At 64.5% G+C, this 23,628-nt stretch carries 24 protein-coding genes and 1 pseudogene; 5 read left to right on the top strand and 20 right to left on the bottom strand.

What is annotated here, in order from left to right; all coding sequences use genetic code 11:
- Positions 1-314 precede the first annotated feature (314 nt).
- From galE to VGL01_RS17910, 4 genes are read right to left on the bottom strand one after another with little or no spacing between them, the layout of a single operon-like run.
- A complete protein-coding gene (galE, locus tag VGL01_RS17925) occupies positions 315-1,337 on the bottom strand; it encodes a UDP-glucose 4-epimerase GalE (RefSeq protein ID WP_331571643.1) in 1,023 nt (340 codons plus the stop codon).
- Between the two features lie 12 nt (positions 1,338-1,349).
- Positions 1,350-2,531 carry a glycosyltransferase family 4 protein gene (locus tag VGL01_RS17920; protein ID WP_331571641.1) on the bottom strand — a complete coding sequence of 394 codons (1,182 nt, stop codon included), beginning with the start codon at positions 2,529-2,531 and terminating at the stop codon, positions 1,350-1,352.
- Positions 2,528-3,376, bottom strand: a complete 849-nt coding sequence (locus tag VGL01_RS17915) for a glycosyltransferase (protein ID WP_331571639.1) — start codon at positions 3,374-3,376, stop codon at positions 2,528-2,530. The genes VGL01_RS17920 and VGL01_RS17915 overlap by 4 nt, the downstream gene beginning before the upstream one ends.
- Positions 3,373-4,626, bottom strand: a complete 1,254-nt coding sequence (locus VGL01_RS17910) for an oligosaccharide flippase family protein (protein ID WP_331571637.1) — start codon at positions 4,624-4,626, stop codon at positions 3,373-3,375. Before VGL01_RS17910 ends, VGL01_RS17915 begins: the two co-directional genes overlap by 4 nt.
- A 272-nt stretch (positions 4,627-4,898) precedes the next feature.
- Between VGL01_RS17910 and VGL01_RS17905 the strand changes: the two genes are divergently transcribed.
- Both VGL01_RS17905 and VGL01_RS17900 read left to right on the top strand, forming a co-directional pair.
- On the top strand, positions 4,899-6,293 hold the full coding sequence (locus tag VGL01_RS17905; RefSeq protein ID WP_331571635.1) for a phosphomannomutase/phosphoglucomutase: 1,395 nt from the start codon (positions 4,899-4,901) through the stop codon (positions 6,291-6,293).
- A 70-nt stretch (positions 6,294-6,363) separates the two neighbouring features.
- Positions 6,364-6,555: a hypothetical protein gene (locus VGL01_RS17900; protein ID WP_331571680.1), complete on the top strand. Its 192-nt coding sequence runs from the start codon at positions 6,364-6,366 to the stop codon at positions 6,553-6,555.
- A 78-nt stretch (positions 6,556-6,633) separates the two neighbouring features.
- Here the strand turns inward: VGL01_RS17900 and VGL01_RS17895 are convergent.
- A pseudogene (locus tag VGL01_RS17895) lies at positions 6,634-7,776 on the bottom strand (cysteine desulfurase family protein); the annotation flags it as partial.
- A gap of 164 nt (positions 7,777-7,940) precedes the next feature.
- Positions 7,941-8,681, bottom strand: a complete 741-nt coding sequence (locus VGL01_RS17890) for a DUF2242 domain-containing protein (protein ID WP_331571633.1) — start codon at positions 8,679-8,681, stop codon at positions 7,941-7,943.
- A gap of 201 nt (positions 8,682-8,882) precedes the next feature.
- Between VGL01_RS17890 and waaC the strand changes: the two genes are divergently transcribed.
- Genes waaC through waaA form a run of 3 tightly spaced genes read left to right on the top strand, consistent with a single transcriptional unit; the run spans position 8,883 to position 12,208 of the window.
- On the top strand, positions 8,883-9,935 hold the full coding sequence (waaC, locus tag VGL01_RS17885) for a lipopolysaccharide heptosyltransferase I (RefSeq protein ID WP_414720291.1): 1,053 nt from the start codon (positions 8,883-8,885) through the stop codon (positions 9,933-9,935).
- A 22-nt stretch (positions 9,936-9,957) separates the two neighbouring features.
- Positions 9,958-10,842, top strand: coding sequence for a Kdo hydroxylase family protein (locus VGL01_RS17880; protein ID WP_331571631.1), 885 nt, complete (start codon positions 9,958-9,960; stop codon positions 10,840-10,842).
- Between the two features lie 58 nt (positions 10,843-10,900).
- On the top strand, positions 10,901-12,208 hold the full coding sequence (waaA, locus tag VGL01_RS17875) for a lipid IV(A) 3-deoxy-D-manno-octulosonic acid transferase (RefSeq protein WP_331571629.1): 1,308 nt from the start codon (positions 10,901-10,903) through the stop codon (positions 12,206-12,208).
- Positions 12,209-12,264: 56 nt separating this feature from the next.
- Here the strand turns inward: waaA and ureG are convergent, their stop codons facing one another.
- From ureG to urtC, 14 genes are all read right to left on the bottom strand, one after another.
- Positions 12,265-12,885, bottom strand: a complete 621-nt coding sequence (gene ureG / locus VGL01_RS17870; RefSeq protein WP_331571627.1) for an urease accessory protein UreG — start codon at positions 12,883-12,885, stop codon at positions 12,265-12,267.
- 21 nt (positions 12,886-12,906) lie between these two features.
- Positions 12,907-13,596, bottom strand: coding sequence for an urease accessory protein UreF (locus VGL01_RS17865; RefSeq protein ID WP_331571676.1), 690 nt, complete (start codon positions 13,594-13,596; stop codon positions 12,907-12,909).
- Complete coding sequence (ureE, locus tag VGL01_RS17860) at positions 13,583-14,227, bottom strand: urease accessory protein UreE (protein WP_331571625.1); 645 nt, start codon at positions 14,225-14,227, stop codon at positions 13,583-13,585. Before ureE ends, VGL01_RS17865 begins: the two co-directional genes overlap by 14 nt.
- A 23-nt stretch (positions 14,228-14,250) precedes the next feature.
- The gene (gene ureC / locus VGL01_RS17855) at positions 14,251-15,957 is read right to left on the bottom strand and encodes an urease subunit alpha (protein WP_331571623.1); all 1,707 of its coding nucleotides are present in this window, start codon (positions 15,955-15,957) and stop codon (positions 14,251-14,253) included.
- 47 nt (positions 15,958-16,004) lie between these two features.
- Positions 16,005-16,310 carry an urease subunit beta gene (locus VGL01_RS17850; protein WP_331571621.1) on the bottom strand — a complete coding sequence of 102 codons (306 nt, stop codon included), beginning with the start codon at positions 16,308-16,310 and terminating at the stop codon, positions 16,005-16,007.
- Positions 16,311-16,377: 67 nt separating this feature from the next.
- Positions 16,378-16,680: an urease subunit gamma gene (gene ureA, locus VGL01_RS17845; RefSeq protein ID WP_173259885.1), complete on the bottom strand. Its 303-nt coding sequence runs from the start codon at positions 16,678-16,680 to the stop codon at positions 16,378-16,380.
- Between the two features lie 39 nt (positions 16,681-16,719).
- Entirely contained in the window at positions 16,720-17,439 is a 720-nt protein-coding gene (locus VGL01_RS17840) for an amino acid ABC transporter ATP-binding protein (protein ID WP_331571619.1), read from the bottom strand.
- Positions 17,426-18,076 (bottom strand): amino acid ABC transporter permease, encoded by a 651-nt coding sequence (locus VGL01_RS17835; RefSeq protein WP_331571617.1) that lies wholly within the window; start codon positions 18,074-18,076, stop codon positions 17,426-17,428. Before VGL01_RS17835 ends, VGL01_RS17840 begins: the two co-directional genes overlap by 14 nt.
- A complete protein-coding gene (locus VGL01_RS17830) occupies positions 18,073-18,741 on the bottom strand; it encodes an amino acid ABC transporter permease (protein WP_331571615.1) in 669 nt (222 codons plus the stop codon). The genes VGL01_RS17835 and VGL01_RS17830 overlap by 4 nt, the downstream gene beginning before the upstream one ends.
- On the bottom strand, positions 18,741-19,535 hold the full coding sequence (locus tag VGL01_RS17825; RefSeq protein WP_331571613.1) for a transporter substrate-binding domain-containing protein: 795 nt from the start codon (positions 19,533-19,535) through the stop codon (positions 18,741-18,743). Before VGL01_RS17825 ends, VGL01_RS17830 begins: the two co-directional genes overlap by 1 nt.
- Positions 19,536-19,757: 222 nt before the next feature.
- Positions 19,758-20,678, bottom strand: coding sequence for an urease accessory protein UreD (locus VGL01_RS17820; protein ID WP_331571611.1), 921 nt, complete (start codon positions 20,676-20,678; stop codon positions 19,758-19,760).
- A gap of 122 nt (positions 20,679-20,800) precedes the next feature.
- Entirely contained in the window at positions 20,801-21,493 is a 693-nt protein-coding gene (gene urtE, locus VGL01_RS17815; protein WP_331571609.1) for an urea ABC transporter ATP-binding subunit UrtE, read from the bottom strand.
- Positions 21,494-21,556: 63 nt separating this feature from the next.
- Positions 21,557-22,396 (bottom strand): urea ABC transporter ATP-binding protein UrtD, encoded by an 840-nt coding sequence (urtD, locus tag VGL01_RS17810; RefSeq protein ID WP_331571674.1) that lies wholly within the window; start codon positions 22,394-22,396, stop codon positions 21,557-21,559.
- Positions 22,396-23,625 (bottom strand): urea ABC transporter permease subunit UrtC, encoded by a 1,230-nt coding sequence (urtC, locus tag VGL01_RS17805; protein ID WP_331571607.1) that lies wholly within the window; start codon positions 23,623-23,625, stop codon positions 22,396-22,398. Before urtC ends, urtD begins: the two co-directional genes overlap by 1 nt.
- Positions 23,626-23,628: the final 3 nt, after the last annotated feature.

Genomic DNA, 23,628 nt, shown 5'->3' with positions numbered 1-23,628 from the left:
ATCCTCCAGTTCAACTGCCGAACGCAGAAACCCGACGCGCGATGCTGGGAGCCGGCGAAATCAGCAGAGCGCGTCGCGCCCGCTTCAAGACGCGGTCTTTTGGGGGGGCGCCAGGGAAAGCGAACACTCTGTCGCTGTAACCCGTTGAAATGTATGTGGTTTCGGTACGTTTTGTCGAAATAAACCTTTATACCGAACACCGACATGCTCGAGCTCGCGGATGATGTTATGAGGCAGTACCTCGACGCCTCGTCCGCGTTTACGGCCCTCGAAGAAGCCGAACGGGAGCAGTCGCAGGTACCGTCCCGTCTCGATCAAGCAAACCCATTCGGATTCATCGACTGCCACCGCCAATGGTCGACGCACATGCGCTCGATGCCGTGCTCGGCTCGCCAGCCAAGTGTCTGCTCGGCCGCACTCGTGCTCGCAAAGCAGGAAGCCACATCGCCAGGCCGCCGATCCACGAGCTCATAAGGCACCTTCCGCCCCGAAGCGGCCTCGAACGCTTTCACCACCTCCAACACCGAGTACCCGCGCCCGGTACCAAGATTGACAGTCAAGCTCGCGTCGCGCGCCTTCAGAGCATCGAGTGCGGCGATATGCCCGCGAGCCAGATCCACGACATGGATATAGTCGCGTACGCCCGTCCCGTCGGGGGTGTCATAGTCGCTGCCGAACACGCGCAATTTGTCGAGCTTGCCTACCGCGACCTGCGCCACATAAGGCATCAAGTTGTTCGGAATGCCCGCCGGGTCCTCGCCGATACGTCCGCTCTCGTGCGCCCCAACCGGATTGAAATATCGCAGCGTGGCAATGCGCCACGCCGGATCGGACCGTTCGACATCGCGCAGAATCTGCTCTGCGATCAGCTTCGATTGGCCGTAGGGGTTCGTCGCCGAAAGCGGAAACGATTCGTCGATCGGCGAGCGCTCGGGCACGCCATAAACAGTCGCCGACGAGCTGAAAACGAATCGCTTCACATTGCGCTCACGCATCGTATCGAGCACGGTGAGCAGGCTACCGATGTTGTTACGGTAGTAGTCGATCGGTTTGGCAACCGATTCGCCGACCGCCTTCAACGCGGCGAAATGAATCGCGGCATCGATCGGGTGTTTATCGAAAATCGCGCTCAGCGCCGCGGCATCGCATGCGTCGGCTTCGTAAAAAGCGACTTCACGCCCCGCAATTTCCTCGATGCGGCGCACGGCCTCGCGCTTGCTGTTGACGAGGTTATCGACGATGACCACGTCATAATCGCTTGCGAGCAGTTCGACCGCGGTATGCGAGCCAATGAACCCCGCGCCGCCCGTCACCAGAATCGTGCCTTTCATCGCCATCGTCGTGCTCCGTCAAAGATAAAGAGAAACGCCAGTGAGTTCGCGCAGCGTTTCGAGGTAGCGCGCGATGACAGTCGTTTCGTCGAATTCCGCCGCGACCTTCGCGCGGCCGCGCTCGCCCATTGCACGCCGTTCGTCGGGCGTGAGTGCCATCATCGCTTGCAGCTTGTCGGCGAGGCTCGCCGCGCTTTTCGCCTCGCAGAGAAATCCCGTGATGCCGTCGGCCACCACTTCGCGGCAGCCTGGAACGTCGGTCGCCACGATCGGCCGGCCCATCGCCGAAGCCTCCATCAGCGTGCGTGGCACGCCTTCCCGGTACGAAGGCAGCACCACACAGTCCGCGTTTGCAATGTGCTCGCGTACGTCGTGCGCTTCACCGAGATATTCGACGAGGCCTTCGCGTTGCCATGCTTGCAGCGTGTCCAGCGTCACCGCGCTCGGGTTATCGACGCCGGCCGGCCCGAGCAGTTGGAACCGCGCCGTGGGATGCCGCTCGCGCAAGATACGTGCCGCCTCGACATATTCGCCGACGCCCTTGTCCCAAAGCAAGCGCCCGATCAAGACAAATGTAAAGTTCTGTTTCTGTCGCGGCGGGGTGTACGCGAAATGGTTCAAGTCCACCCCTTCGCCATGGAGCAGGCGTGCCCGCTCCGGGTGCGCGAGCAGCCGCGATTCGACGAATGCGGTTTGATCGTCCCGGTTGAGGAACCATACTTGGCGCGGAAACCGGAACGCGAACCGGTAGAGCGCCTTCGCCACGATCGCCGCACGGCTCTTCTGAATGAAGACGTAGCCGAGGCCCGTCGTGACCGCAATCGACGGTACACGCGCAAGCCATGCGGCAACCGTGCCGTAGATGTTCGGTTTGATCGTGTAGTGAAACACGATGTCGGGTTTGATCGCGCGGTAATGGCGATACAGTGCGGCGAACGTACGCAGGTCGTCGCGCGGGTTGGTCCCTTTCGACGCCACATGCAGTTCCACGAAGCGGCAGCCCATTTGCTCGAGCAGGGCGGTCGTGCGATCGCGCGGCGCGATGACCGTCACGGTCGCGCCATTGGCGATCAGCGTGCGGATCAGCCCTTGGCGATACGTATGGATCGCAAACGACGTATTGCAGACGAGGCAGATCGAGAGCGTTCGCGCAGCGGTGGCGCTAGTGGCAACGGCAGCGGATCGAGCAGGTGAATTCATGCGGTACGGGCGGCAAAGAGGACACGTTTCATGCGGTGAAGCCATCCGTAGGGTGTGACGAGATGGAGCAGGTTCTTCGCGAGTCCTAACCAATCGTAGACGTTGCGTGCGTTGAAATAGCGCATGCCGAGCCGGATCGTGGAGACGATCTGCCTGCGGCGCTTCGTAGCGCTGATGCCGTCCGGATTGGCTTCGTAATAAAGCCCCAGCTCGGGCAGGTTCGCACAGTCGTAGCGTTCCATGAGACGCAGGAAGAGGTCGAGGTCTTCGGCCGCCGGATACGCAACACGGTAATTGCCGACCGCGCGCACCGCATCGACGCGCAGCATCATCGCCGGATGCACCAACTGCGAGCGGAAAAAACGCAAGCGGCGAATTTCAGCCGGCTCGGTGGCGGGGCGCAACATGAAGAGTGGTTCGCCTTCGCGTGTCACCACTTGGGTCCACATGCCCACACCGGCAACGTTCGGATGCGCTTCGAGGTAGGCGCGTTGCCTGGCGAGCCGCTCGGGCGCGGCAAGATCGCCGGCATCGATCCGCGCTGCGTACTTGCAGCCGCGCGAAGCGAGTGCTTCGATGCCGGCTTGTAACGCGCGTTCGATTCCCCCGTTTCGTGGCATCCGCAGAATCTCGACGGTCACGTTCGGCAGGGCCGGTGCGACGATCGGCGGATCGCTGCCGTCGTCGACGAGCAAGACGTGCACAGCGGCGCGTTCGCGAAACGACGCCAGCGTGCGCTCGACATCCGCTTGCCCGTTGTAGGCGGGCATCAATACCGTGACATCGGCAAGCGCGTCGCTCGGCGCGGATGGCGGCGCAGTGGTGGGCGTCGTGGGCGTCGTCATGACAGCTTGTAGCGAATGTAGTAGAGGTTCACCGCGGCGGCGGCGGCATAGCCTGCGGCGAGTCCCACGAGCGCGCCGTACGCACCGATCCGCGCGATGGCAACGAGGTTGACGACGAACGCGACAGCGAGCGCGAGCACCCACTTCGCGAGCAAAACGAACTTCGCCTGATATTTGAGCACGACGAGATTGCCGATGGCCTCGATGCCGGCCGGCACGGAAAGCCAGACACACCAGCGAAAAATCGCGACAGCGCCTTCATAGCCGGGCCCGAACACGCGCGTGATGATCAGGTGTCCGAACAAACCGAGCACGAGCGCGCCGGCCGCCATCAGCGCGGCGGCGAACAGCATGAGCCGCCGTACGTTGGCGAGCAGTCTGGCGGGGTCCTGCACGCGGTAGATGAAGGCCGGTGCGATGGTCTGCGCGAGCATGAGCCCGAGCGCGATCCAGTTTTCGTTGATCTGCTGCGCGGCCGAGTAGCGGCCGAGATCGGCGAACGAGATGGCGCGCTCGAGCATGAGCCGGTCGAGCTTCAGGAACAGATACATGCAGACGAGGCCGATCCAGAACACCGTGCCCGCGCTTGCGAAGTGACGCAACAGCGGCCCGTCGACGCGCCAGCCGAGCGTACCGCCATGGCGGCGCATGTAGTAGACGACGAGCGCACCGCCGATGACGGCCGATTCGGCTGCCCAGAGCCAGCCGAACGCGGCGGGCGCCATGGCAACGCGCACGAACAGATAGACGAGCGCGGCTTTGGCGAGCGCGGTGACGATGCTCGTCAACAACTGCGGCTTGCTGTAGGTCAAGCTTTGCAGCCACGAGTTGATGACCCCGATGAACGGCTCCCGAAAAAGCATGGTCACGGCCAGGCCGGCGAGCATGGCGCCGACGAGCGGGTCCGTCACGCCGAGCGCAATGGCTGTCCATGTTGCGGCCAGTGCCAGCACCGAAACGCTCATGCGCAGCGCGAAGGCGCTGCCGAGCACCGTGCCCAGCTCGGAGGCGGGGCGATGCACGATCGTCGGGACGAGAATTTCGGCGCCGCACACCCATGTGATGGGCGCGAGCACGAGCAGCAGCGTGTTCGCGTATTGCCATTTGCCGAATGCGTCGGGGCCCAGGTAGCGCGCAAGCAGGCCCGCGATGGCGATGGCGACGACGATCTGGGTCAGTCGTTCGAGCCCGAGCCAGATGATGTTCGCGACGGCTTTCGCGACGTCCTGGTTGGCAAGACGCTTCAGCATACGTTGCGCGGCAGGGAATTTGCTCGTCGTGGGACGCGCTTCGCTAACGCCTTGATACAAGCTTCGGCTGACGAATGTCCGGCAATGAAACGTCTTGGCATTAAAATGAGCGCGTCGTGCGTCCGTTGAAAAACGGCAATTATAAGTGGGAACGATCGCGCACCCCTCGTGCGGCGGCGGTGTAAGGGGAATCTGCGACACCGCGTGCGGCGCGCTGCGTCTGGCGCTGCAACGCCGTTTTGCATCCTTTTTTGCAGACTGAGAGCCTATCCATGATTTCACAATCCATCTTCAAGGCGTATGACATCCGCGGCGTCGTGGGCAAGACGCTCGATGCCGATGTGGCGCGCTTGATCGGCCGTGCATTCGGCAGCGAAATTCGCGCGCAGGGCGGCGACGCCGTCGTCGTCGGACGCGATGGCCGCTTGTCGGGTCCGTCGCTCGTCGCGGCGCTGGCCGACGGGTTGCGCGCGGCGGGTGTCGATGTCGTCGATGTCGGCATGGTGCCGACGCCGGTCGGCTACTTCGCGGCGAGCGTGCCGCTCGCGTTGCCGGGCGGCGAACGGTCGGTCGATTCGTGCATCGTCGTCACGGGCAGTCACAATCCGCCCGACTACAACGGCTTCAAGATGGTGTTGCGCGGCGCGGCCATTTACGGCGAGCAGATCCAGGCGCTTTATCGGCGTATCGTCGACGGCCAATTCAGCGCCGGCGATGGCGGCTATGTCGAATACGACGTCAGCGATAAATACATCGAGCGGATCGTCGGCGACATCAAGCTCGCGCGCCCGATGAAGCTCGTCGTCGATGCGGGCAACGGTGTCGCGGGCGGTCTTGCCCCGCGCCTGTTCAAGGCGCTCGGCTGCGAACTCGTCGAACTCTTCACCGATATCGACGGCAATTTCCCCAACCATCATCCCGATCCCGCGCATCCGGAAAACTTGCAGGATGTGATCCGGGCACTGAAGGAAACGGATGCTGAAATCGGCTTCGCATTCGATGGCGACGGCGACCGTCTCGGTGTGGTCACGAAGGATGGCCAGATCATCTATCCGGACCGCCAACTGATGCTCTTCGCGCAGGAAATCTTGTCGCGCAATCCCGGTGCGCAGGTCATTTACGACGTCAAGTGCACGCGCAATCTTGCTACCTGGGTGCGCCAGCATGGCGGCGAGCCGGTCATGTGGAAGACGGGCCATTCGCTCGTGAAGGCGAAGCTGCGCGAGACGGGCGCGCCGATCGCCGGTGAAATGAGCGGGCACGTGTTCTTCAAGGATCGCTGGTACGGTTTCGACGATGGTCTGTACACGGGCGCTCGCTTGCTCGAGCTGCTGGCGCGCGTGAGCGATCCGAGCAAGGTACTCAACGATCTGCCGAATTCACTGTCGACGCCCGAGTTGCAATTGAAGCTCGAAGAGGGCGAGAACTTCGCGCTGATCGGGCGTTTGCAGAAAGAGGCGCGCTTTCAGGGCGCGGACGAAGTCATTACGATCGATGGGTTGCGCGTCGAATACCCCGATGGTTTCGGGCTTGCGCGTTCGTCGAATACGACGCCTGTCGTGGTCCTGCGCTTCGAGGCCGACAGTGCCGATGCGCTCGCGCGGATCCAGGACGATTTCCGTCGCGTGATTCTGGCCGCGAAGCCGGACGCAAAGCTGCCGTTCTAAGCGATCGCGCTGCCCCGGAGCGGTGCCGGGGCAGCGCGGACGGGCCTTACTGGAGAAAAAAATGCATCCAATGAATTCCGGGCACTGGCTGTTCGTCATCGTCGTTCTGGTCGCGATGCTCTATCCGTACATCAGAATCATCCGCCGGGCGGGGTACTCGGGCTGGTGGTTCCTGACGATGTTCGTGCCGATCGTCAACATCGTCATGCTGTGGGTCTTCGCGTTCGCACAGTGGCCCGCACTCAATCGGGCCGATCGATAGTTCGGTAGCTCGATAGCTCGGTAGTGCAGCGCATACGCTCGCAGGAAAGCTGACGCGTCAGCGCCGGCATTCCTGAGCGCATTCGCTCACGACCTGCTCGAAGCAGCCCGCCGCATAGTCGACATCGTCCTCGGTCGTGTACCGCCCGATGCTGATTCGAATCGTTCGACTGGCGGCATCCTGCCCGAGTCCGATCGCGGTCAGTACATGCGACGGCGTGCCGGCTGCGGAATTGCAGGCCGAAGTCGACGAGACGGCCAGATCGCCGGGCAGCATGAACGTGAAAAAGCCTGGCAGATCGATGGTGAGGCTCAGCGTATGGGGAATGCGCCGCGCTGCGCCGGCATTGTGCGTGACGCCTTCGAGTCGAAGTACCCGTTCGAGCAACCGCGCGCTCAATCTCGCGATCCGCTCGCTGTCGGCTTGCATCTGATCCTGCGCGATCTCGCACGCGGTTCCCATTCCAACGATCTGGTGCGTGGGAAGCGTGCCCGAACGCAGGCCGCGCTCGTGGCCCCCGCCATGCATTTGCGGTGCGATGCGCTCGCATACCTCGCGGCTGACATAGAGCGCGCCGATTCCTTTGGGGCCGTAGACCTTGTGCGCCGACATCGACATCAGATCGATGCCGAGCGCCCGCACATCGATAGGCGTTTTGCCGAGCGCTTGCGCCGCATCGACATGCAGCAGCGCGCCGGCCTCATGTACCACCTGTGAGATTGCGGCGATGTCGGTCAACGTGCCGAGCTCGTTGTTGACGAGCATCAGCGACACGAGGCCGGTGTCCTCGCGCAACGCGGCGGCTACCGTCTGGACCGTGATCTCGCCGTTTTCGGATGGGCGCAGATAACTGACCGGCAGGCCGCGCTTTTCGAGGCTCGCCATCGTATCGAGCACGGCTTTGTGTTCGAGCTGGCTCGTGATCAGATGCCGTCGCGCCGAGGCGGTATCGGCATAGCCTTTCAGGGCGAGATTGTTCGACTCGGTTGCGCCGGAAGTCCAGACGATTTCGTCGGCGGAAGCGCCGATCAGCGCCGCGACTTGTTGGCGACCACGCTCGACCAATTGGCGGGCGCGCTGACCGGCCGCATGGGAACTCGACGCCGGGTTGCCGAACGCTCCCGACATGCCGAGGCATCCGAACATGGATTCGATGACCTTCGGATCGGCCGGCGTCGTGGCGGCGTAATCGAAATAGCGCAAATGGCCTGCGTCGCTCATCTTCTTCTCTCCGCTCTTCATGAACGAAGCGATCGTACGCGCAGTGCCCTAAAAAGTGCTTCCAATATAAACTGCGTTTCGCTTTGTTTTTGGTATGAATTTCTAGCGAATCTGGAATTGGTAGAACGGTTTTTTACCCGTCGACGATGCCGTGCGCTCTCGGCCTAAGGCGCCGTGGGTGCCGGCTGCGACGCGAGACCGCTCTTTGCCGTATCGGCGGGCGCGGATGTCGATGCGGCCGAGGGGGCCGAAGCTGTCGAAGGTGTCAGTGGTGCCAATGGTGCCGCCGGTGCCGCCGGCGGGGAGGCCGGCAACTCGCTCGCTTTGATCTTCGAAGGCTGCGGCACGGGCACGGCCTTCACCACGGTACGCAGGTATTGATCGACGTAATCGAAGAAGCGCTCGTAAAACTTCTGCGACTGAATGGTTTCGCTCGATACCTTCACCATCGCATCGCTGTTGGAGCGAATCGGCAGCGAAAGCGAACCGAAAATGCTCAACCCCACGCTTGCCGAGGTGTCGCTCTTTTTCAGCGCAAAGCCGCTTTGCACGGCGTTCGCGTAGACGAGGCTCGAATTCTCGGCATCATCGCCCGCCGTACAAACGACATGGAATTCGACGGTGATGTGCTTGTCGCCGCTCGGCTGGAAATCCTTGCTCGCGTCGATCGTGTCCGAGCGGGTCGTCGTAGTCAGATAACCCTGGCTCAGCAGCGCACGCCGCGCGGCCTCGCAGGCGTCGGCTGAGGTTGCGGCGAAATGGCGCGAGAACGGGCTCGCGCCCGTATCGAACATCTCCTGCTGAAACTTGGGTTGCTGCGGCGGGCTGGAACAGGCCGCCAGCGCGGCGAGCCCGGCAAGCTGCAGCACGATGCCAAAACGAAAAAAACGATACGAACGGTGCATGGTAGGAAACGGTACGGAGAAGGGCGTCCGCGGGGCGGCGCTCAAACGGACTATTGTAGTGCGATCGGCGCGCGAAGAATAAGACGCTCAAAAGCGCCGCCCGATGGCGAAACATCGTGCCGCAGGCGAGTTCATCGCGGAAAAAACGCGCCGACGCGGTAAAATCGCGCGTTTGGGCGGCGCCGGCGCACGGCACACGCAATATCGTCCCGCGCACGGACCGCCTTGCCGCCATCGTTTTTTTCTTTTTCTTTCGGTGTGCAAAAGATCCTGATCGTGCGAGTGTCGTCGCTGGGCGACGTCGTTCACAACATGCCGGCGGTAGCCGATATCCGGCGCCGTTATCCTGGCGCCGAAATCGACTGGCTCGTCGAAGAGAGCTTTGCGGATCTCGTGCGGCTTGTCGCAGGGGTACGGCAGGCCATCCCGTTCTCGCTGCGGCGCTGGCGCAAGCAGCCGCTCGCCGCCGCGACCTGGCGCGAAATCCGCGCGCTGCGCCGCTCGCTCGCCGCCGAGCGCTACGACGTCGTCATCGATTGTCAGGGCCTCATCAAAACGGCCTGGGTGGCGAGCTGGGCACGCCGTCCGGTCGTCGGGCTCGGCAATCGCACCGACGGCGCGGGCTATGAATGGCCGGCTCGCTTTTTCTACGACCGGCTCGTGCCGATCGCGCCGCGTACGCACGTCGTCGAGCGCACGCGCCAACTCGTCGCCGCAGCGCTCGGTCTGCCGGCACCGACGCCGGCGGACGACCTCGATTTCGGCCTCGACACATCGCGCGCGGCATCGGCGCTTGCGGCGCTCGGGCTCAATCTTCCCGTGCCTTACGCCGTGTTCGTTCACGCCACCTCGCGCGCCGACAAGCAGTGGCCGGACGCGAATTGGCTCGAATTGGGTCGCTCGCTCGTTTCGCGCGGTATGTCGCTCGTGCTGCCATGGGGAAACGACGCCGAGCGCGCGACGAGCGAGCGGCTGGCGCAAGAGTTCAATGCCGCCGCCATCGTGCCGCCGAGGCTTTCGCTGCCGGAGGTCGTGGGCCTGCTCGATGCTGCCGCCGTGACCGTCGGCGTCGACACCGGGCTCGTGCACATTGCCGCCGCGCTCGAGCGTCCGACGGTCGAGCTGTACAATTTCGCGACCGCATGGCGCACGGGCGGCTATTGGTCGCCGAAGGTCGTCAATCTGGGTGATGGCGGGGCGCCGCCGTCGCTGCAGCAGGTGAAATCCGCACTGGCCGGTTTCGGCCTCCTCTGATTCGCCAGCGCTCAACCGAACCATGAACGAATCGCAAATCATCGAAGTCGCCGCGGGGGATTGGCAAGGGCAGGGCCTTTCGGTGCCGCGCGAGACTTTGCGCGCCGCGCTCGAGCACGGCAAGGTGCTGTACTTCCCGAATCTCGCTTTTCCGATCGAAGACCGCGAGAGCGCATTGCTCGATCCGGCGCTCGCCGATCCGAAGCGCAAGAACATCAGCCTCGAGCCTGCCGGCGGCGCACTGCGCGGCGTGCTCGCCGATGCGGCCACCCAATCGGCGGTGCGCTCGCTCGTCGCGCGCTATCAGGCAAACGCGCATTCGCTCGTCGATGGCCTCCTGCCCGAGTACCGCGGCAAGTTGCGCGCGGCGCCGACGAGTCTTCGTCTCATGCGCGTGGAGACGCGTCACACGTCGTGGCGCAAGGACGACAGCCGCCTGCATGTCGATGCGTTTCCCTCGCGCCCGAATCGCGGCGAGCGGATTCTGCGCGTTTTCACGAACGTGAATCCGCACGGCACGCCGCGTGTCTGGCGCGTCGGCGAGCCGTTCGAGGACATGGCCCGGCGCTTCCTGCCGCGGATCAAGCCGCAATTGCCCGGCTCGGCGTGGCTGCTCGAGTTGCTTCGTATCACGAAGTCGCGACGCAGCGAATACGATCATCTGATGCTTCACTTGCACGATTGCATGAAGGCCGATCTCGATTACCAGAAGACGAGTCCGCAGGAAACGCTTCCGTTTCCGCCGGGCAGCGTATGGGTCTGCTTTTCCGACCAGACCGCGCATGCGGTGATGTCGGGCCAGTTCATGCTCGAGCAGACGTTCTTTCTGCCGGCCGATGCCATGGTGCAGCGCGAGTGCGCGCCCATCGGCATTCTCGAGCGGCTCACCGGCCGGGCGCTGATTTGAGCGCCGCCGTCGTGGGTTTCGCGCGGCTGTGTGCCGCCTCGTCACGTCCGGGTGCGGCATGTTGAGGGCCCTCTATCGCGCGCTCTGGTGGATCGTCGCGCCGCTCGCGGTGCTACGGCTTTTTATTCGCTCGCGGCGCGAGCGCGGCTATCGCGAGCATATCGGCGAACGCTTCGGCCATACGGCCGGCCGGCCGCGAGACGATCTTGCGCCGCTCATCTGGGTCCACGCCGTATCGGTCGGCGAAACGCGCGCGGCGGAACCGCTTGTCGAAGCGCTCTTGCGCGCCAGGCCCGACGCTCGGTTGCTCGTGACGCATATGACTCCAAGCGGCCGTGCGACGGGCGAACGGCTGTTCGGCTCCCGCGTTGCACGCTGCTATCTGCCCTATGACATGCCGCATACGGTGCGGCGCTTCTTGCGCGCATGGCGGCCGACGCTGGGCATCGTGATGGAAACGGAGGTCTGGCCGACGCTGCTCGACGAATGCCGCCGAGCCGATGTTCCGCTCGTGCTGGCCAACGCCCGCATGTCGGCGCGTTCCTACCGGCGCGCGGCACGTTTCGGCGGGGCAACACGCGAGGTGTTCGGCGGTTTCTCGCGGGTGCTGGCGCAAAGCCCGGCCGATGCGCAACGGTTGACGGCGCTCGGTGCGCGCCATGTCGCGGTGCTCGGCAATCTGAAGTTCGATATGGCGACGCCGCCGGATCTGGTGGCGCGCGGTCGTGCGTGGCGCGCGGCGATCGGCACGCGCCCGGTATGGGTGGCCGCGAGTACGCGCGAAGGGGAAGAGGGGTTGATCCTCGATGCGTTGGCCGCACAGGCGACGAAGGACGCGCTGTTGATACTCGTGCCCCGGCACCCGCAGCGCTTCGACGAGGTCGCGGCGCTTGTCGAACGGCGTGGCGTGCGTCTTGCGCGGCGCTCGCAATGGGGCGGCGAGGCGAAGCCCGCGGCTGCCCCGGGGCCTGCCGATATGGCGCCATTGCCGGCCGACGTGACGGTGCTGCTCGGCGATTCGATGGGCGAGCTCGGCGCCTATTATGCGGCGGCGGATGTCGCGTTCATCGGCGGCAGTTTGCTGCCGCTTGGCGGGCAGAACCTGATCGAAGCCTGTGCGGTGGGCGTACCGGTGCTGATCGGGCCACACGTGTTCAATTTCGCGCAAGCGACGGCCGATGCGGTGGCGGCCGGTGCGGCGCAGCAGGTCAGCGATTCGGCCGATCTTGCCCGTGTGCTCGACGAGCTTTTCTCGGACAGGGGGCGCCGCATTACGATGGGCGCGGCGGCTTCGGCGTTTGCCGCGCGCCATCGCGGGACGACGGAGCGGACTGTCGAGGTCTTGAGGGCGTTGATGGAAGCGTGAGCCGACCGGTGGCGCAGTGACGGCCGCCAGACGTTTGCAACCTGGCGGCGAACCGCTCAGCTTCGCAGCAACCCCTTCGACTCGATGAACGACACGACCGCTTCGAGCCCCTCGAGCGCTTTCAGATTGCACATGACGAAGGGCCGCTCGCCGCGCATCTTCTTTGCATCCGCTGCCATGACTTCGAGGTTGGCGCCGACGAATGGCGCGAGATCGGTCTTGTTGATGACGAGCAGGTCCGACTTCGTGATACCCGGCCCACCCTTGCGCGGAATCTTCTCGCCGCCCGCCACGTCGATCACGTAGATCGTCAGATCCGACAGCTCCGGGCTGAACGTAGCCGCCAGATTGTCGCCGCCCGATTCGATGAAGACGATATCCGCCTCGGGAAATCGCGCGAGCATGCGGTCGACCGCTTCGAGATTGATCGAGGCATCCTCGCGGATCGCGGTGTGCGGGCATCCCCCCGTTTCCACGCCCATGATGCGCTCGGCCGGCAGCGCCCCCGAGATCGTCAGAAGGCGTTGATCTTCCTTCGTATAGATATCGTTGGTGATGGCGACGAGGTCGTAGCGCTCGCGCATCGCCTTGCAGAGCATTTCGAGCAGGGTCGTTTTGCCGGAGCCGACAGGGCCGCCGACGCCGACTCGCAGCGCCGGCAATTTCTTGGTTCGCATGACGGTATCTCTCGTATCGATCTAGGAGCGGAAAAGCCGCGAATATTGCTGTTCGTGCCGCGCGGAGAGCACGCCGAGCATCGGTGCAAACGTGTTGATGGCGGTGGGCGGTGTCGCCAGCGCGAGTTCGACGGCCGCCTCGATCGCCTCGCGCAGCGAGACGATGACGCGCTGCCCGGCCATCTGCCCGAGCGGTACCGCCTTGAGCGCCGCGGCAACCTGATTCTCGGCCCAGCTGAATGCGTAAGCGGCGAGGGCGGCTGGCGGGTCGATGCCGTGGGCGGCCACGGCGAAGGCGAATACGGTCGGCTGAGCCACCGGTACGAGCGCGGTGAGCGTTTCGCGCCGTGCCGTATCGCCCCATTCGAGCGATAGGCATAGCTGCTTGAGCGACCAGCCCATCTGCTCGGTTTCGCGTCGCAATTCGGCCGATTCGCGGCTGGCGAGAAACTCGGCATCGGCCGTGGCCAGCGCCGCGATCGACTGCGCATCGTGCGCGTGCCAGCGCGCGATCTGATGCGAGAGAAAGGGCAGCTCGCAGCGCGCCAGGACATGTGCGAGACCGCCCGCAATCCATGCGGACGTCGAGCGCTCATCGAGGACCCATTGCGAGTCGATCGCGGATTCGAGCCCTTGCGAATAACTGAATGCGCCAACCGGCAGCGCAGGCGATGCCAGATGCAGCAGCGCGGTCAATTCAGCGATGCGCATGGCCTTTGCCGTGACTGTGTCCGTGATCGTGCTCGTGATCGTGCCCGCAATCGTGGCCATGCTCGCCATCGCAATGCACGTCATGGCCGTGAGCATGACCATGAGCATGCTCGCCGTGATGCTCGTCGAAGACACGTTGAGCGAGCGCGTAATCTTCGTCGAACGTTGCATCGTGCCCGTGCCGATGCCCGCCGCCGTACGCGCCCGTCTCGGGTTGAAAAGGCAGCGACGCCGCCTCGACGCGCACGCCAAGCCGCGTCAGCATCGATTCGAGCACCGTGTCGGCTTCGAGCTTCAGATAATCGGCACCCACTTCGACGGGCGTATGACGATTGCCGAGGTGGTAGGCGGCCCGCGTAAGCGTCAGCGCATCGTTCGCACGCACGACGAGAACCGCTTCGTCGGCGGCGACCACGCGCACGAGGCCGCCATCGTCGGCCACGAGCACGTCGCCGTCGGCCAACACCGTGCCGCGCGGCAGCACGAGCGCCACGGTCTCGCCGTTATCGAGCGTGGCCGAAAGCCGGCTCTTGCAGCGCGCCTCGTAGGCCAGCGTGAGCGTCGGCGCACGCGAAACGAGCGATGCCGCGAGCTTCACATGAGGCGCGATGCGTTTGTCGATAGTGCGCATGTCGGAACCTGGATCGTCAGCACTCAAAACAGAAAATACCGCTGCGCCATCGGCAGCACGGTCGCGGGCTCGCAGGTCAGCAACTGGCCGTCCGCGACGACTTGATAGGTCTCGGGATCGACGCTGATCGACGGCTGCCAAGCATTATGGATCATGTCGGCTTTCGTGACCGTGCGGCAGCCGCGCACCGGCACGATCCGCTTGGACAACCCATAACGCTCGGCAATACCCGCCTGCGCGGCCATCTGCGAAACGAACGTCAGCGAGGTGCGTGCAAGCGCGCCGCCGCGCGTCGCGAACATCTCGCGGTAGTGCACGGGCTGCGGCGTCGGAATCGAGGCATTCGGGTCGCCCATCTGCGCAAGCGCGATCATGCCGCCCTTTACGATAAGCGACGGTTTCACGCCGAAAAACGCCGGCTCCCAGAACACGAGATCGGCCCACTTGCCGGGCTCGATCGACCCCACTTCGTGCGCAATACCATGCGTCAGCGCGGGATTGATCGTGTATTTGGCGACGTAGCGTTTGGCGCGGAAGTTATCGTTGCGCGTATTGTCTTCGGCGAGCGCACCGCGTTGGACCTTCATCTTGTGCGCGGTCTGCCAGGTGCGAATGATCACTTCGCCCACGCGCCCCATCGCCTGCGAATCGGACGAGAGCATCGAAAGCGCACCGAGGTCATGCAGGATGTCCTCCGCCGCGATCGTTTCGCGCCGGATGCGCGATTCGGCAAAGGCGAGATCTTCGGCGATGGACGGATCGAGATGGTGGCAGACCATCAACATGTCGAGGTGCTCGTCGAGCGTATTGATGGTGTAGGGGCGCGTCGGATTCGTCGACGAGGGCAGCACGTTCGCTTCGCCGCAGACTTTGATGATGTCGGGCGCATGTCCGCCGCCCGCGCCTTCGGTGTGATACGTGTGGATCGTGCGGCCCTTGAACGCGGCGACCGTCGTTTCGACGAAGCCCGCTTCGTTCAGCGTATCGGTGTGAATCGCGACTTGCGTGTCGGTATCGTCCGCCACGGACAGGCAATTGTCGATCGCGGCCGGCGTCGTGCCCCAGTCTTCATGCAGCTTGAGCCCGATGGCCCCGGCGGCGACCTGCTCGACGAGCGGAGCGGGCAGGCTCGCATTGCCTTTGCCGAGAAAGCCGAGATTCATCGGCCAGCCGTCGGCCGCCTGCAGCATGCGCTCCATGTGCCACGGACCGGGCGTGCAGGTGGTCGCATTCGTGCCCGTGGCGGGGCCGGTGCCGCCGCCGAGCATCGTCGTGACGCCCGAGGCGAGTGCTTCGTCGATCTGCTGCGGGCTGATGAAATGGATGTGCGTATCGATGCCGCCGGCCGTCACGATGAGACCTTCGCCCGCGATGATTTCCGTCGCCGCGCCGATGGCGATCGTCACGCCCGGCTGGATATCGGGATTGCCGGCTTTGCCGATGGCGGCGATGCGGCCGTCCTTGATGGCGATATCGGCTTTGACGATGCCCCAGTGATCGAGAATGACGGCGTTCGTGACGACGGTATCGGCCACTTCGGCCGCGCACCGTTGCGACTGACCCATGCCGTCACGTATCACCTTGCCGCCGCCGAACTTCACTTCTTCGCCGTAGATGGTGAAGTCCCGTTCGATTTCGATCAGGAGCTCGGTGTCGGCGAGCCGGATCCGGTCGCCCGTGGTCGGGCCGAACATTTCCGCGTAGGCGCGGCGATCGATGCGCAGTGTCATGACGGTTCGCAGTACTAAGAGTAGGAGAGGGCGGCAACGCAAGGCCTTTACAACGGGCCCATCACCTTGCCGTTGAAGCCGTAGACAGTGCGGTCGCCGGCCAGCGCGACGAGCTCGACCGTACGTTCCTGCCCCGGCTCGAAGCGCACGGCGGTGCCCGCGGCGATGTTCAGCCGAAAGCCGCGCGCACGCTCGCGCTCGAACGACAGCGCGGCGTTCACTTCATAAAAATGGAAGTGCGAGCCGATCTGCACGGGGCGATCGCCAGTGTTGGCGACCGTGAGCGTCAGCGTTTCGCGGCCCGCGTTGAGCTCGATATCGCCGGGTTCGGTGAGGATTTCGCCAGGAATCATCGATCAAGACCTCGAACGGTTGGAGAAGACCCGCTGCCGCGCATGCCCACGCTTGCGGCGCGGCCTGTCATGGAATCGGATGATGGACGGTGACGAGCTTCGTGCCATCCGGAAAGGTCGCCTCGATCTGGATGTCGGGAATCATTTCGGGCACGCCTTCCATGACGTCGTCGCGTGTGAGCAGTGTCGTGCCGTAATGCATCAGCTCGGCCACGGTCTGCCCGTCGCGCGCGCCTTCCATCAGCGCGGCGGTGATGAACGCGACGGCTTCCGGATAATTGAGCTTGAGGCCGCGGGCCTTGCGGCGCTCGGCCAGCAGCGCAGCGGTGAAGATGAGCAGTTTGTCTTTTTCGCGTGGAGTGAGCTTCATCGCTGGGTGTCGTGCGGGTGTAAGCGCCTTGAAAGCGCGTTATTGAACGAACTTCCGCAATTCTATGCTCTGCGGGCTGCCGAAGATCTGTTCGGGCGGGCCGCTCTCCCAGACGCGCCCCTCGTGCATGAAAACGACGATATCGCTCACGCGGCGCGCGAAGCGCATTTCATGGGTGACCATGATGAGCGTCATGCCGTCGCGTGCCAGTTGCTCGACTACGCCGAGCACTTCGCCCACGAGCTCGGGGTCGAGCGCGGACGTGATTTCATCGCACAACAGCAGCGTCGGCTCCATCGCGAGCGCGCGCGCGATAGCGACGCGCTGCTGCTGTCCGCCCGAGAGCTGATCGGGATAGGCGTCGAACTTGTCGCCGAGACCGACGCGCTCGAGCATCTGCTGCGCGACCTCGCGCGCCTTGGCGCGCGGCGTTTTCTTGACGACGCTCTGCGCGAGCATGATGTTTTCTCCGGCGCGCAGATGGGGAAACAGGTTGTATTGCTGGAACACCATGCCGACCTTCAGCCGGAGGCGGCGCAAGTCGGCATGGCGTGCGTCGATGCGCTCGCCGTCGATGCCGATCGTTCCCGAATCGATGCTCTCCAATCCGTTGAGCGTGCGCAGCAGGGTGCTCTTTCCGGAACCGCTGCGGCCGATGATCGTGACGACCTGGCCCGCTTCGACATTCAAATCGATACCCTTCAGGACGTGCGCCGCGCCGAATTGCTTGTGCAGCTGCGTGACTTCAACGAGCGACATGGAGTTTCCTTTCGAGCGCACGCGCGGTGCGCGACAACGGGTAGCACAGCATGAAATAAATGAGCGCGACGCAACCGTAGACGGCGAATGGCCGGAACGTGGCATTCGATATCACGGTGCCCGCTTTCGTCAGTTCGGTAAAACCGATGATCGAAACGAGCGCCGTGTCCTTCACCGCTTGAACGGAGAAGCCGACCGTCGGTGCGATGGCGATGCGCAGCGCCTGCGGCAGCACGACATGGCGCAACTGCTCGAAGTAGGTCATCGCGAGACTGGCCGACGCTTCCCATTGCCCACGCGGGATGGCCTCCACGCAACCGCGCCAGATCTCCGCGAGATACGCACTGGTGAAGAACGTCAGGCCGAGCGTTGCCGCCACCCAGGGTTCGACGTCGAGACCGAGGAGCGGCAGCCCGAAAAAGACGACGAAGAGCTGCATGAGAAGCGGCGTGCCCTGAAACACCTCGATGTAGAGCTTGGCGAATGTGCGCGGCAATCGCGAAGGCGACACACGCGCAATGAGCAGCGCGAAGCCGGCGAGGCCGCCGACGACGAACGAGACGATCGACAGCACGATAGTCCAGCGCGCGGCGAGCAGCAGGTTCGAGACGATTTGCGCAAAGCTGAATTCGATCATCGCGCGCCTCGTGCGAAGAACCGCCGGCCTGCCGCCTTGAGCACCGCGCGCAGTGCGATCGCAAGACCGAGGTAGGACACCGTGATCACGAGATAGGTCTCGAACGAACGGAAATTGCGTGACTGGATGTAGCTGGCGGCGTAGGTCAAGTCCGGCACCGAAATCTGCGAGACGACGGCCGAGCCGAGCATCACGATGACGATCTGGCTCACGAGCGCGGGGAAGACTTTGGCCAGCGCCTGCGGCAAGACCACGTGCCGATAGATCTGCGCCGGTGTCATGGCCAGCGACGCGGCGGCTTCGACGTGCCCGCGCGGCACGGCGGCGACGCCCGCCCGCACGATCTCGGTAGCATAGGCACCGAGGTTGAGCGTCATCGCGATGATCGCCGCCGAGTACTCGTCGAGCCGCACGCCGAGCGCGGGCAGGCCGAAGAATACGAAGAAGAGCTGAATGATGAAGGGCGTATTGCGGATCGCCTCGACATAGGCGGCGACGATCGTCCTCAGCGCGCGCGAGCGCGATTCGCGCGCGGCCGCGCCGCCGACCCCGAGCGTCACGCCGAGCGCAGTCGCCACCGCGGTCAGCCCGACCGTCAGGGCTGCGCCGTGCGCGAACATGCCCGTGTACTGCGCGAGCTCCCCGAACTCCAGCGTGTAGCTCATTACAGCGTCGCCGGCAGCGGCTGACCGAACCACTTCTTCGACATCGCTTCGAGCCGGCCGTCATGGCGCGCCTGCGCGATGGCTGCGTTGACCTTTTCGAGCAGCCGCGTTTCGTTCTTGTTCAGGCCGACATAGCAGGGCGAATCCTTGATGACGAACTTCGGCTCGGGCTGGCGCGGCGGGTGCCTGGCGACGATGGCCGCGGCGACGACGTTGCCGGCCGCGATCAACTGCACTTGTCCCGAGAGGAACGCCGCGATGGTGGCGTTGTTGTCCTCGAACCGTTTGATCGTCGCGTTCGGTGCCATCTGTGTCAGTGCGATTTCTTCGAGCGCGCCGCGCGTGGCGCCCACGGTCTTGCCCGTGAGATCGGCGGGGCCTGCAACCTTGATGTCGGCGGGGCCGAACACGCCTTGGTAGTACGGCGCATAGGCCTGCGAGAAGTCGATGACCTTTTCGCGTTCCGGCGTCTTGCCGAGCGACGAGATGACGAGGTCGACCTTGTTCGTCGTCAGATACGGAATGCGGTTGGCGCTGTTGACGGCCACGAGCTGCACCTTGGCGTTGAGCGCCTGAGCGAGCAGCGCAGCCATGTCGACGTCGTAGCCCTGCGGCTTCATGTCCGCGCCGACCGAGCCGAAGGGGGGATAGTCCTCCGGTACCGCAACGCGCAGCACGCCGCTTTTCGCGATGGTGTCGAGCGCATCGGCTTGCGCGCGCTGATTCAGTGTGATCGACAGGATGGCGGCGGTGGCGAGCGTGGCGAACGTACGCGCGATCAGGCGAGGCTTCATGAATGGGTCTCCTACGCGGCCATTCGCGCCGCAAGGAAAGCGGCACCGTTCATAGCCGGGTGAGCGCCCGATTGAGCAAGCCGCATGCCAAGCGAGGCGGGCCGCTGCTCCGACTGGTCCAACTGGTCAGTCCAGTCGTTTCGCGTTGTCGGATGCGCACCGAAGCGGTGCGTTCATGCACGGTTTGTCGTCGTTATGCGTGGCTTTGGTGCGGATGCGTGCTTAAGTCGACCAGAGCCGCAGTGCGCGGGCCGGTACGCCGTGAACGATAGGGCGAAGTTCGGTCCAGCAGCGCTGCATCAGCAACTGGATGCCCTCCATCGATGCACCCAACGCGCGCACGAGCAGGACGCCGCCCGGCAAAGCCGTCGCGCCCGCGCGCAACGTCGGGTCGAACGGCAGTTGCGCGGCCAGCGTCTCGGCGAGCTCGGGCGTGCAGGCGGGGCCCACGGCCCAGAGCGTGCCGAAGGCGGCGAAACCCGCCAGCCCTTGCGCTGCATCGCGCAGTGCGTCGTCGGCGCGTAAGGCGGCGCGCTCGTGCCAGAGCAACGGGCCGCGCTCGCCGAGGCGAATCGCGGTGGTACTCGCGAATTCGCCCGCCGACCAACGCTCGCCGGCCGCCTGCCGCCCGAGCTGCGTGGCGTCCCAGCCGATCGCGGTGGCGTCGGGCGCGATCTGGAGTTCGAAGGCGAGCTGTGCCCGTGCCGAGTCGAAGACGATGTTGTTTTGCGGCAGCCAGTCGAGCTTCGCGCCCGAGTCCACATGAAGCGCGATACGCTGCGCCGCACTGCGTCCGTTGGCCTTATACCATTTCGTCGCGCCGGGCGTCGTCAGTACGGCGTGCGCGCCGGCATCCAAACGGACATCGATGGCGAGTTGGTCGCCACCGGCGATGCCGCCGGGCGGGTGGACGATGACCGCATGGCAGATCGCGTGCCCTTCCGGATAGAGCGGGCGCTGCACCCGCAATGGCCCGACGTGGCGCCGCATCGAAAGCGTCGTCCGTTCGGCGCGGTAGGTGAATCCGAGCTCGAGCGTCGCATCCCAGCCGCTCGACGCGGTGCCATGCGGAGTGGCCGGCGCGCTGGCGGTGGTGTCGGATGGCGCGCAAGCGTTGAGAGGGGTAGGGTGCGGCGAAAGCATTGCTGAACACTGAGAGACGGTGCCGCGAATCTACACGAAAGTGATTGGCAATGGCACATTCGAGCCGCAGGGGGACTTGCAGCGTGCGCCGCCGCAGTGCGGGGCGCGTATCGCAGGGAATCTCAAACGGCGATCATCTCGCGTACGCCTTGCGCCTCCATCTCCGTGCCCATGCCGTTCGCGACGATCTCGCCGCGCCGCATGACCCAGTAGCGGTCGGCCAGCGAGCGCGCGAAGTCGTAGTATTGCTCGACGAGCAGCACCGTCATGCCCGTTTCGTCGACGAGCTGCCTCAGCGTGCGGCCGATCTCCTGGATGATCGACGGCTGAATGCCTTCGGTCGGCTCGTCGAGTATCAGCAGTTGCGGCTCGCTCATCAGCGCGCGGCCGATCGCGAGCTGTTGTTGCTGCCCGCCCGAGAGATCGCCGCCGCGGCGCTTTCTCATTTCCTCGAGCACGGGAAAGAGCGAATAGATCCGATCGGGCACCTGGGATACGGGCTTGCGGCTCGCGGCGCCCACGAGCAGGTTCTCTTCGACGGTGAGCCGCGCGAAGATTTCCCGCCCTTGCGGCACATAGCCCAGGCCTTGTGCGACGCGTGCATGCGGCGGCAATGTTTCGAGCGGCTGGCCGGCCCAGGCGATCGTGCCGCTTTTCGCACGCACGAGCCCCATCAGGCAGCGCAAAAGCGTGGTCTTGCCGACGCCGTTGCGCCCGAGCAGCACAGTCAGCGATCCTTTCGGCACCTCCATCGTCACGTCGCGCAGAATGTGGCTGCCGCCATAGAATTGGTTGAGCCCGGTGATGTTCAGCATCGACGTCTTCCTCGGTTCATCGGTTCTTCGGTCTTTCTGTTCGCGTGCGAGCGTTGGTCCGTCTCAACGGCCGAGATACGATTCGATCACCGCATCGTTGCGCTTGACCTCGTCGAGCGTGCCGTCGGCCAGCACGCGCCCCTCCGCCATGACGGTGACACGTCCGCCTTCGCCGGCAAGCGCCGCGACGAACTCCATGTCGTGTTCGACGACGAGCATCGAGCACGTGCCGCGCAAGCGGTCCAGCAGGGCGGCGAGCGCCATCGTTTCGTCGTCGGTCATCCCGGCAGCGGGTTCATCGAGCAGTAGCAGCGCGGGCTGCTGCATCAGCAGCATGCCGATCTCGAGCCGTTGCTTCTGGCCGTGCGAAAGCTCGCCGGCAAGCCGGCGCGCCTGCGCGGCGAGGCCGATGGTCTCGAGCGTGGCTTCGATGCGCTGTTGCGCTTCGCGCGTCAGTTGCGCGCGCAGCGATGCCCACCAGCCCTTATCGGTTTTCATCGCCAGTTCGAGGTTTTCCCAGACGGGGTGCTGCTCGAACACGGTGGGCTTCTGGAACTTGCGGCCGATGCCCGTGCGCGCGATCGTGGGCTCGTCCATGCGCGTCAGATCGAGCGTCTGGCCCAGGAAGACCTTGCCGTGATCGGGCCGTGTCCTGCCCGTGACGACATCCATCATCGTCGTCTTGCCGGCGCCGTTCGGTCCGATCACGCAGCGCAGCTCGCCGGCGTCCAGCGATAGCGAAAGATTGTCGAGTGCGCGGAAACCGTCGAAGCTGACGGTGACATCCTCGACATAGAGAATCGTGCCGTGCGATACGTCGATTTCGCCGGGCGTCAGCACATGCGACATGGCCGCCGTGCCGGAGAGCGCGTGCAAATCGAGCGGGGTATCGGTGGATGGCATCATGACTTCGATCTCCCCTCGATAAGCGTCGACGCACGAGCACCGGCTCGCGCGCCTTGCATGCGCGCAAGCAGCGTCTCGACGAGACCCGCGAGACCGCGTGGCATGACGAGCGGCACGATCACGAACAGCGCGCCGAGGAAAAAGAGCCAGTACTCGGCGAAGTAGGCCGTGAACAAGCTCTTGGCGCCGTTGACGGCGATCGCGCCCGCGATGGGGCCGAGCAGCGTGCCGCGTCCGCCGACGGCGACCCAGATCGCCATTTCGATCGAGTTGGCCGGAGACATCTCGCTCGGATTGACGATGCCGACTTGCGGCACATAAAGCGCGCCGGCGATCGCGCAGAGCACCGCGGACAAGGTCCAGACGAAGAGCTTGTAAGCAAGCGGGCTGTAGCCGAGAAACATGAGGCGCGTCTCGCTGTCGCGCATCGCGGTGACGACGCGCCCGAGCTTGGACACGACGATGGCGCGCGCCGCGATGAACGCCAGCACGAGCGTGGCGAACGTCAGCAAAAAAAGCACCGTACGCGTGCCCGGATGCGTGATCGAAAACCCGGCGATGCGCTTGAAATCCGTGAAGCCGTTGTTGCCGCCGAACCCGGTTTCGTTGCGATAGAACAGCAGCATCGCCGCATACGTGAGCGCTTGCGTGATGATCGACAGATACACGCCTTGCACGCGTGAACGAAACGCAAAGAAGCCGAACGTCCACGCGAGCAGCGCGGGGACCACCACCACGAGCGCGAGTGCGTAGGCGAGGTGCTCGGTGCCGTGCCAGTACCAGGGCAGCGCATGCCAGTTGAGAAACACCATGAAGTCGGGCAGATCGCTGCCATAGACGCCATCGTGTCCGATCGAGCGCATCAGGTACATGCCGATGCCGTAGCCGCCGAGCGCGAAGAAGAGCCCGTGACCGAGGCTGAGGATGCCGCAGTAGCCCCAGACCAGGTCGAGCGCAAGTGCGGCGATCGCGTAACACATGAACTTGCCGCCGAGCGTCAGCACATAGGCCGAGAGATGGAACGGGCTCGATGCCGGCAGCACGAGCGACGCGAACGGCACACCGATGCCGATGGCAAGGACGAGTGCGAAAAGAGCGGCCCATGCCTGACGCGGCAACAAGGCGCGGCGTGGCGGCAAGCCGAGCGCGAAGCCGGCGCTGGCGTCGTTGCCCGCCAGTGCCGGCGCGGAGCCCGCGCTGGAATGAAGCGTGGTGGTGGAAGTCATGGC

It is taken from the genome of Trinickia sp. (assembly GCF_036503415.1).
In the GTDB taxonomy this organism is placed as follows: Bacteria; Pseudomonadota; Gammaproteobacteria; order Burkholderiales; family Burkholderiaceae; genus Trinickia.
Note: the sequence above shows the minus strand (reverse complement) of the source record. Positions and strands in the feature narration are given on the sequence as shown.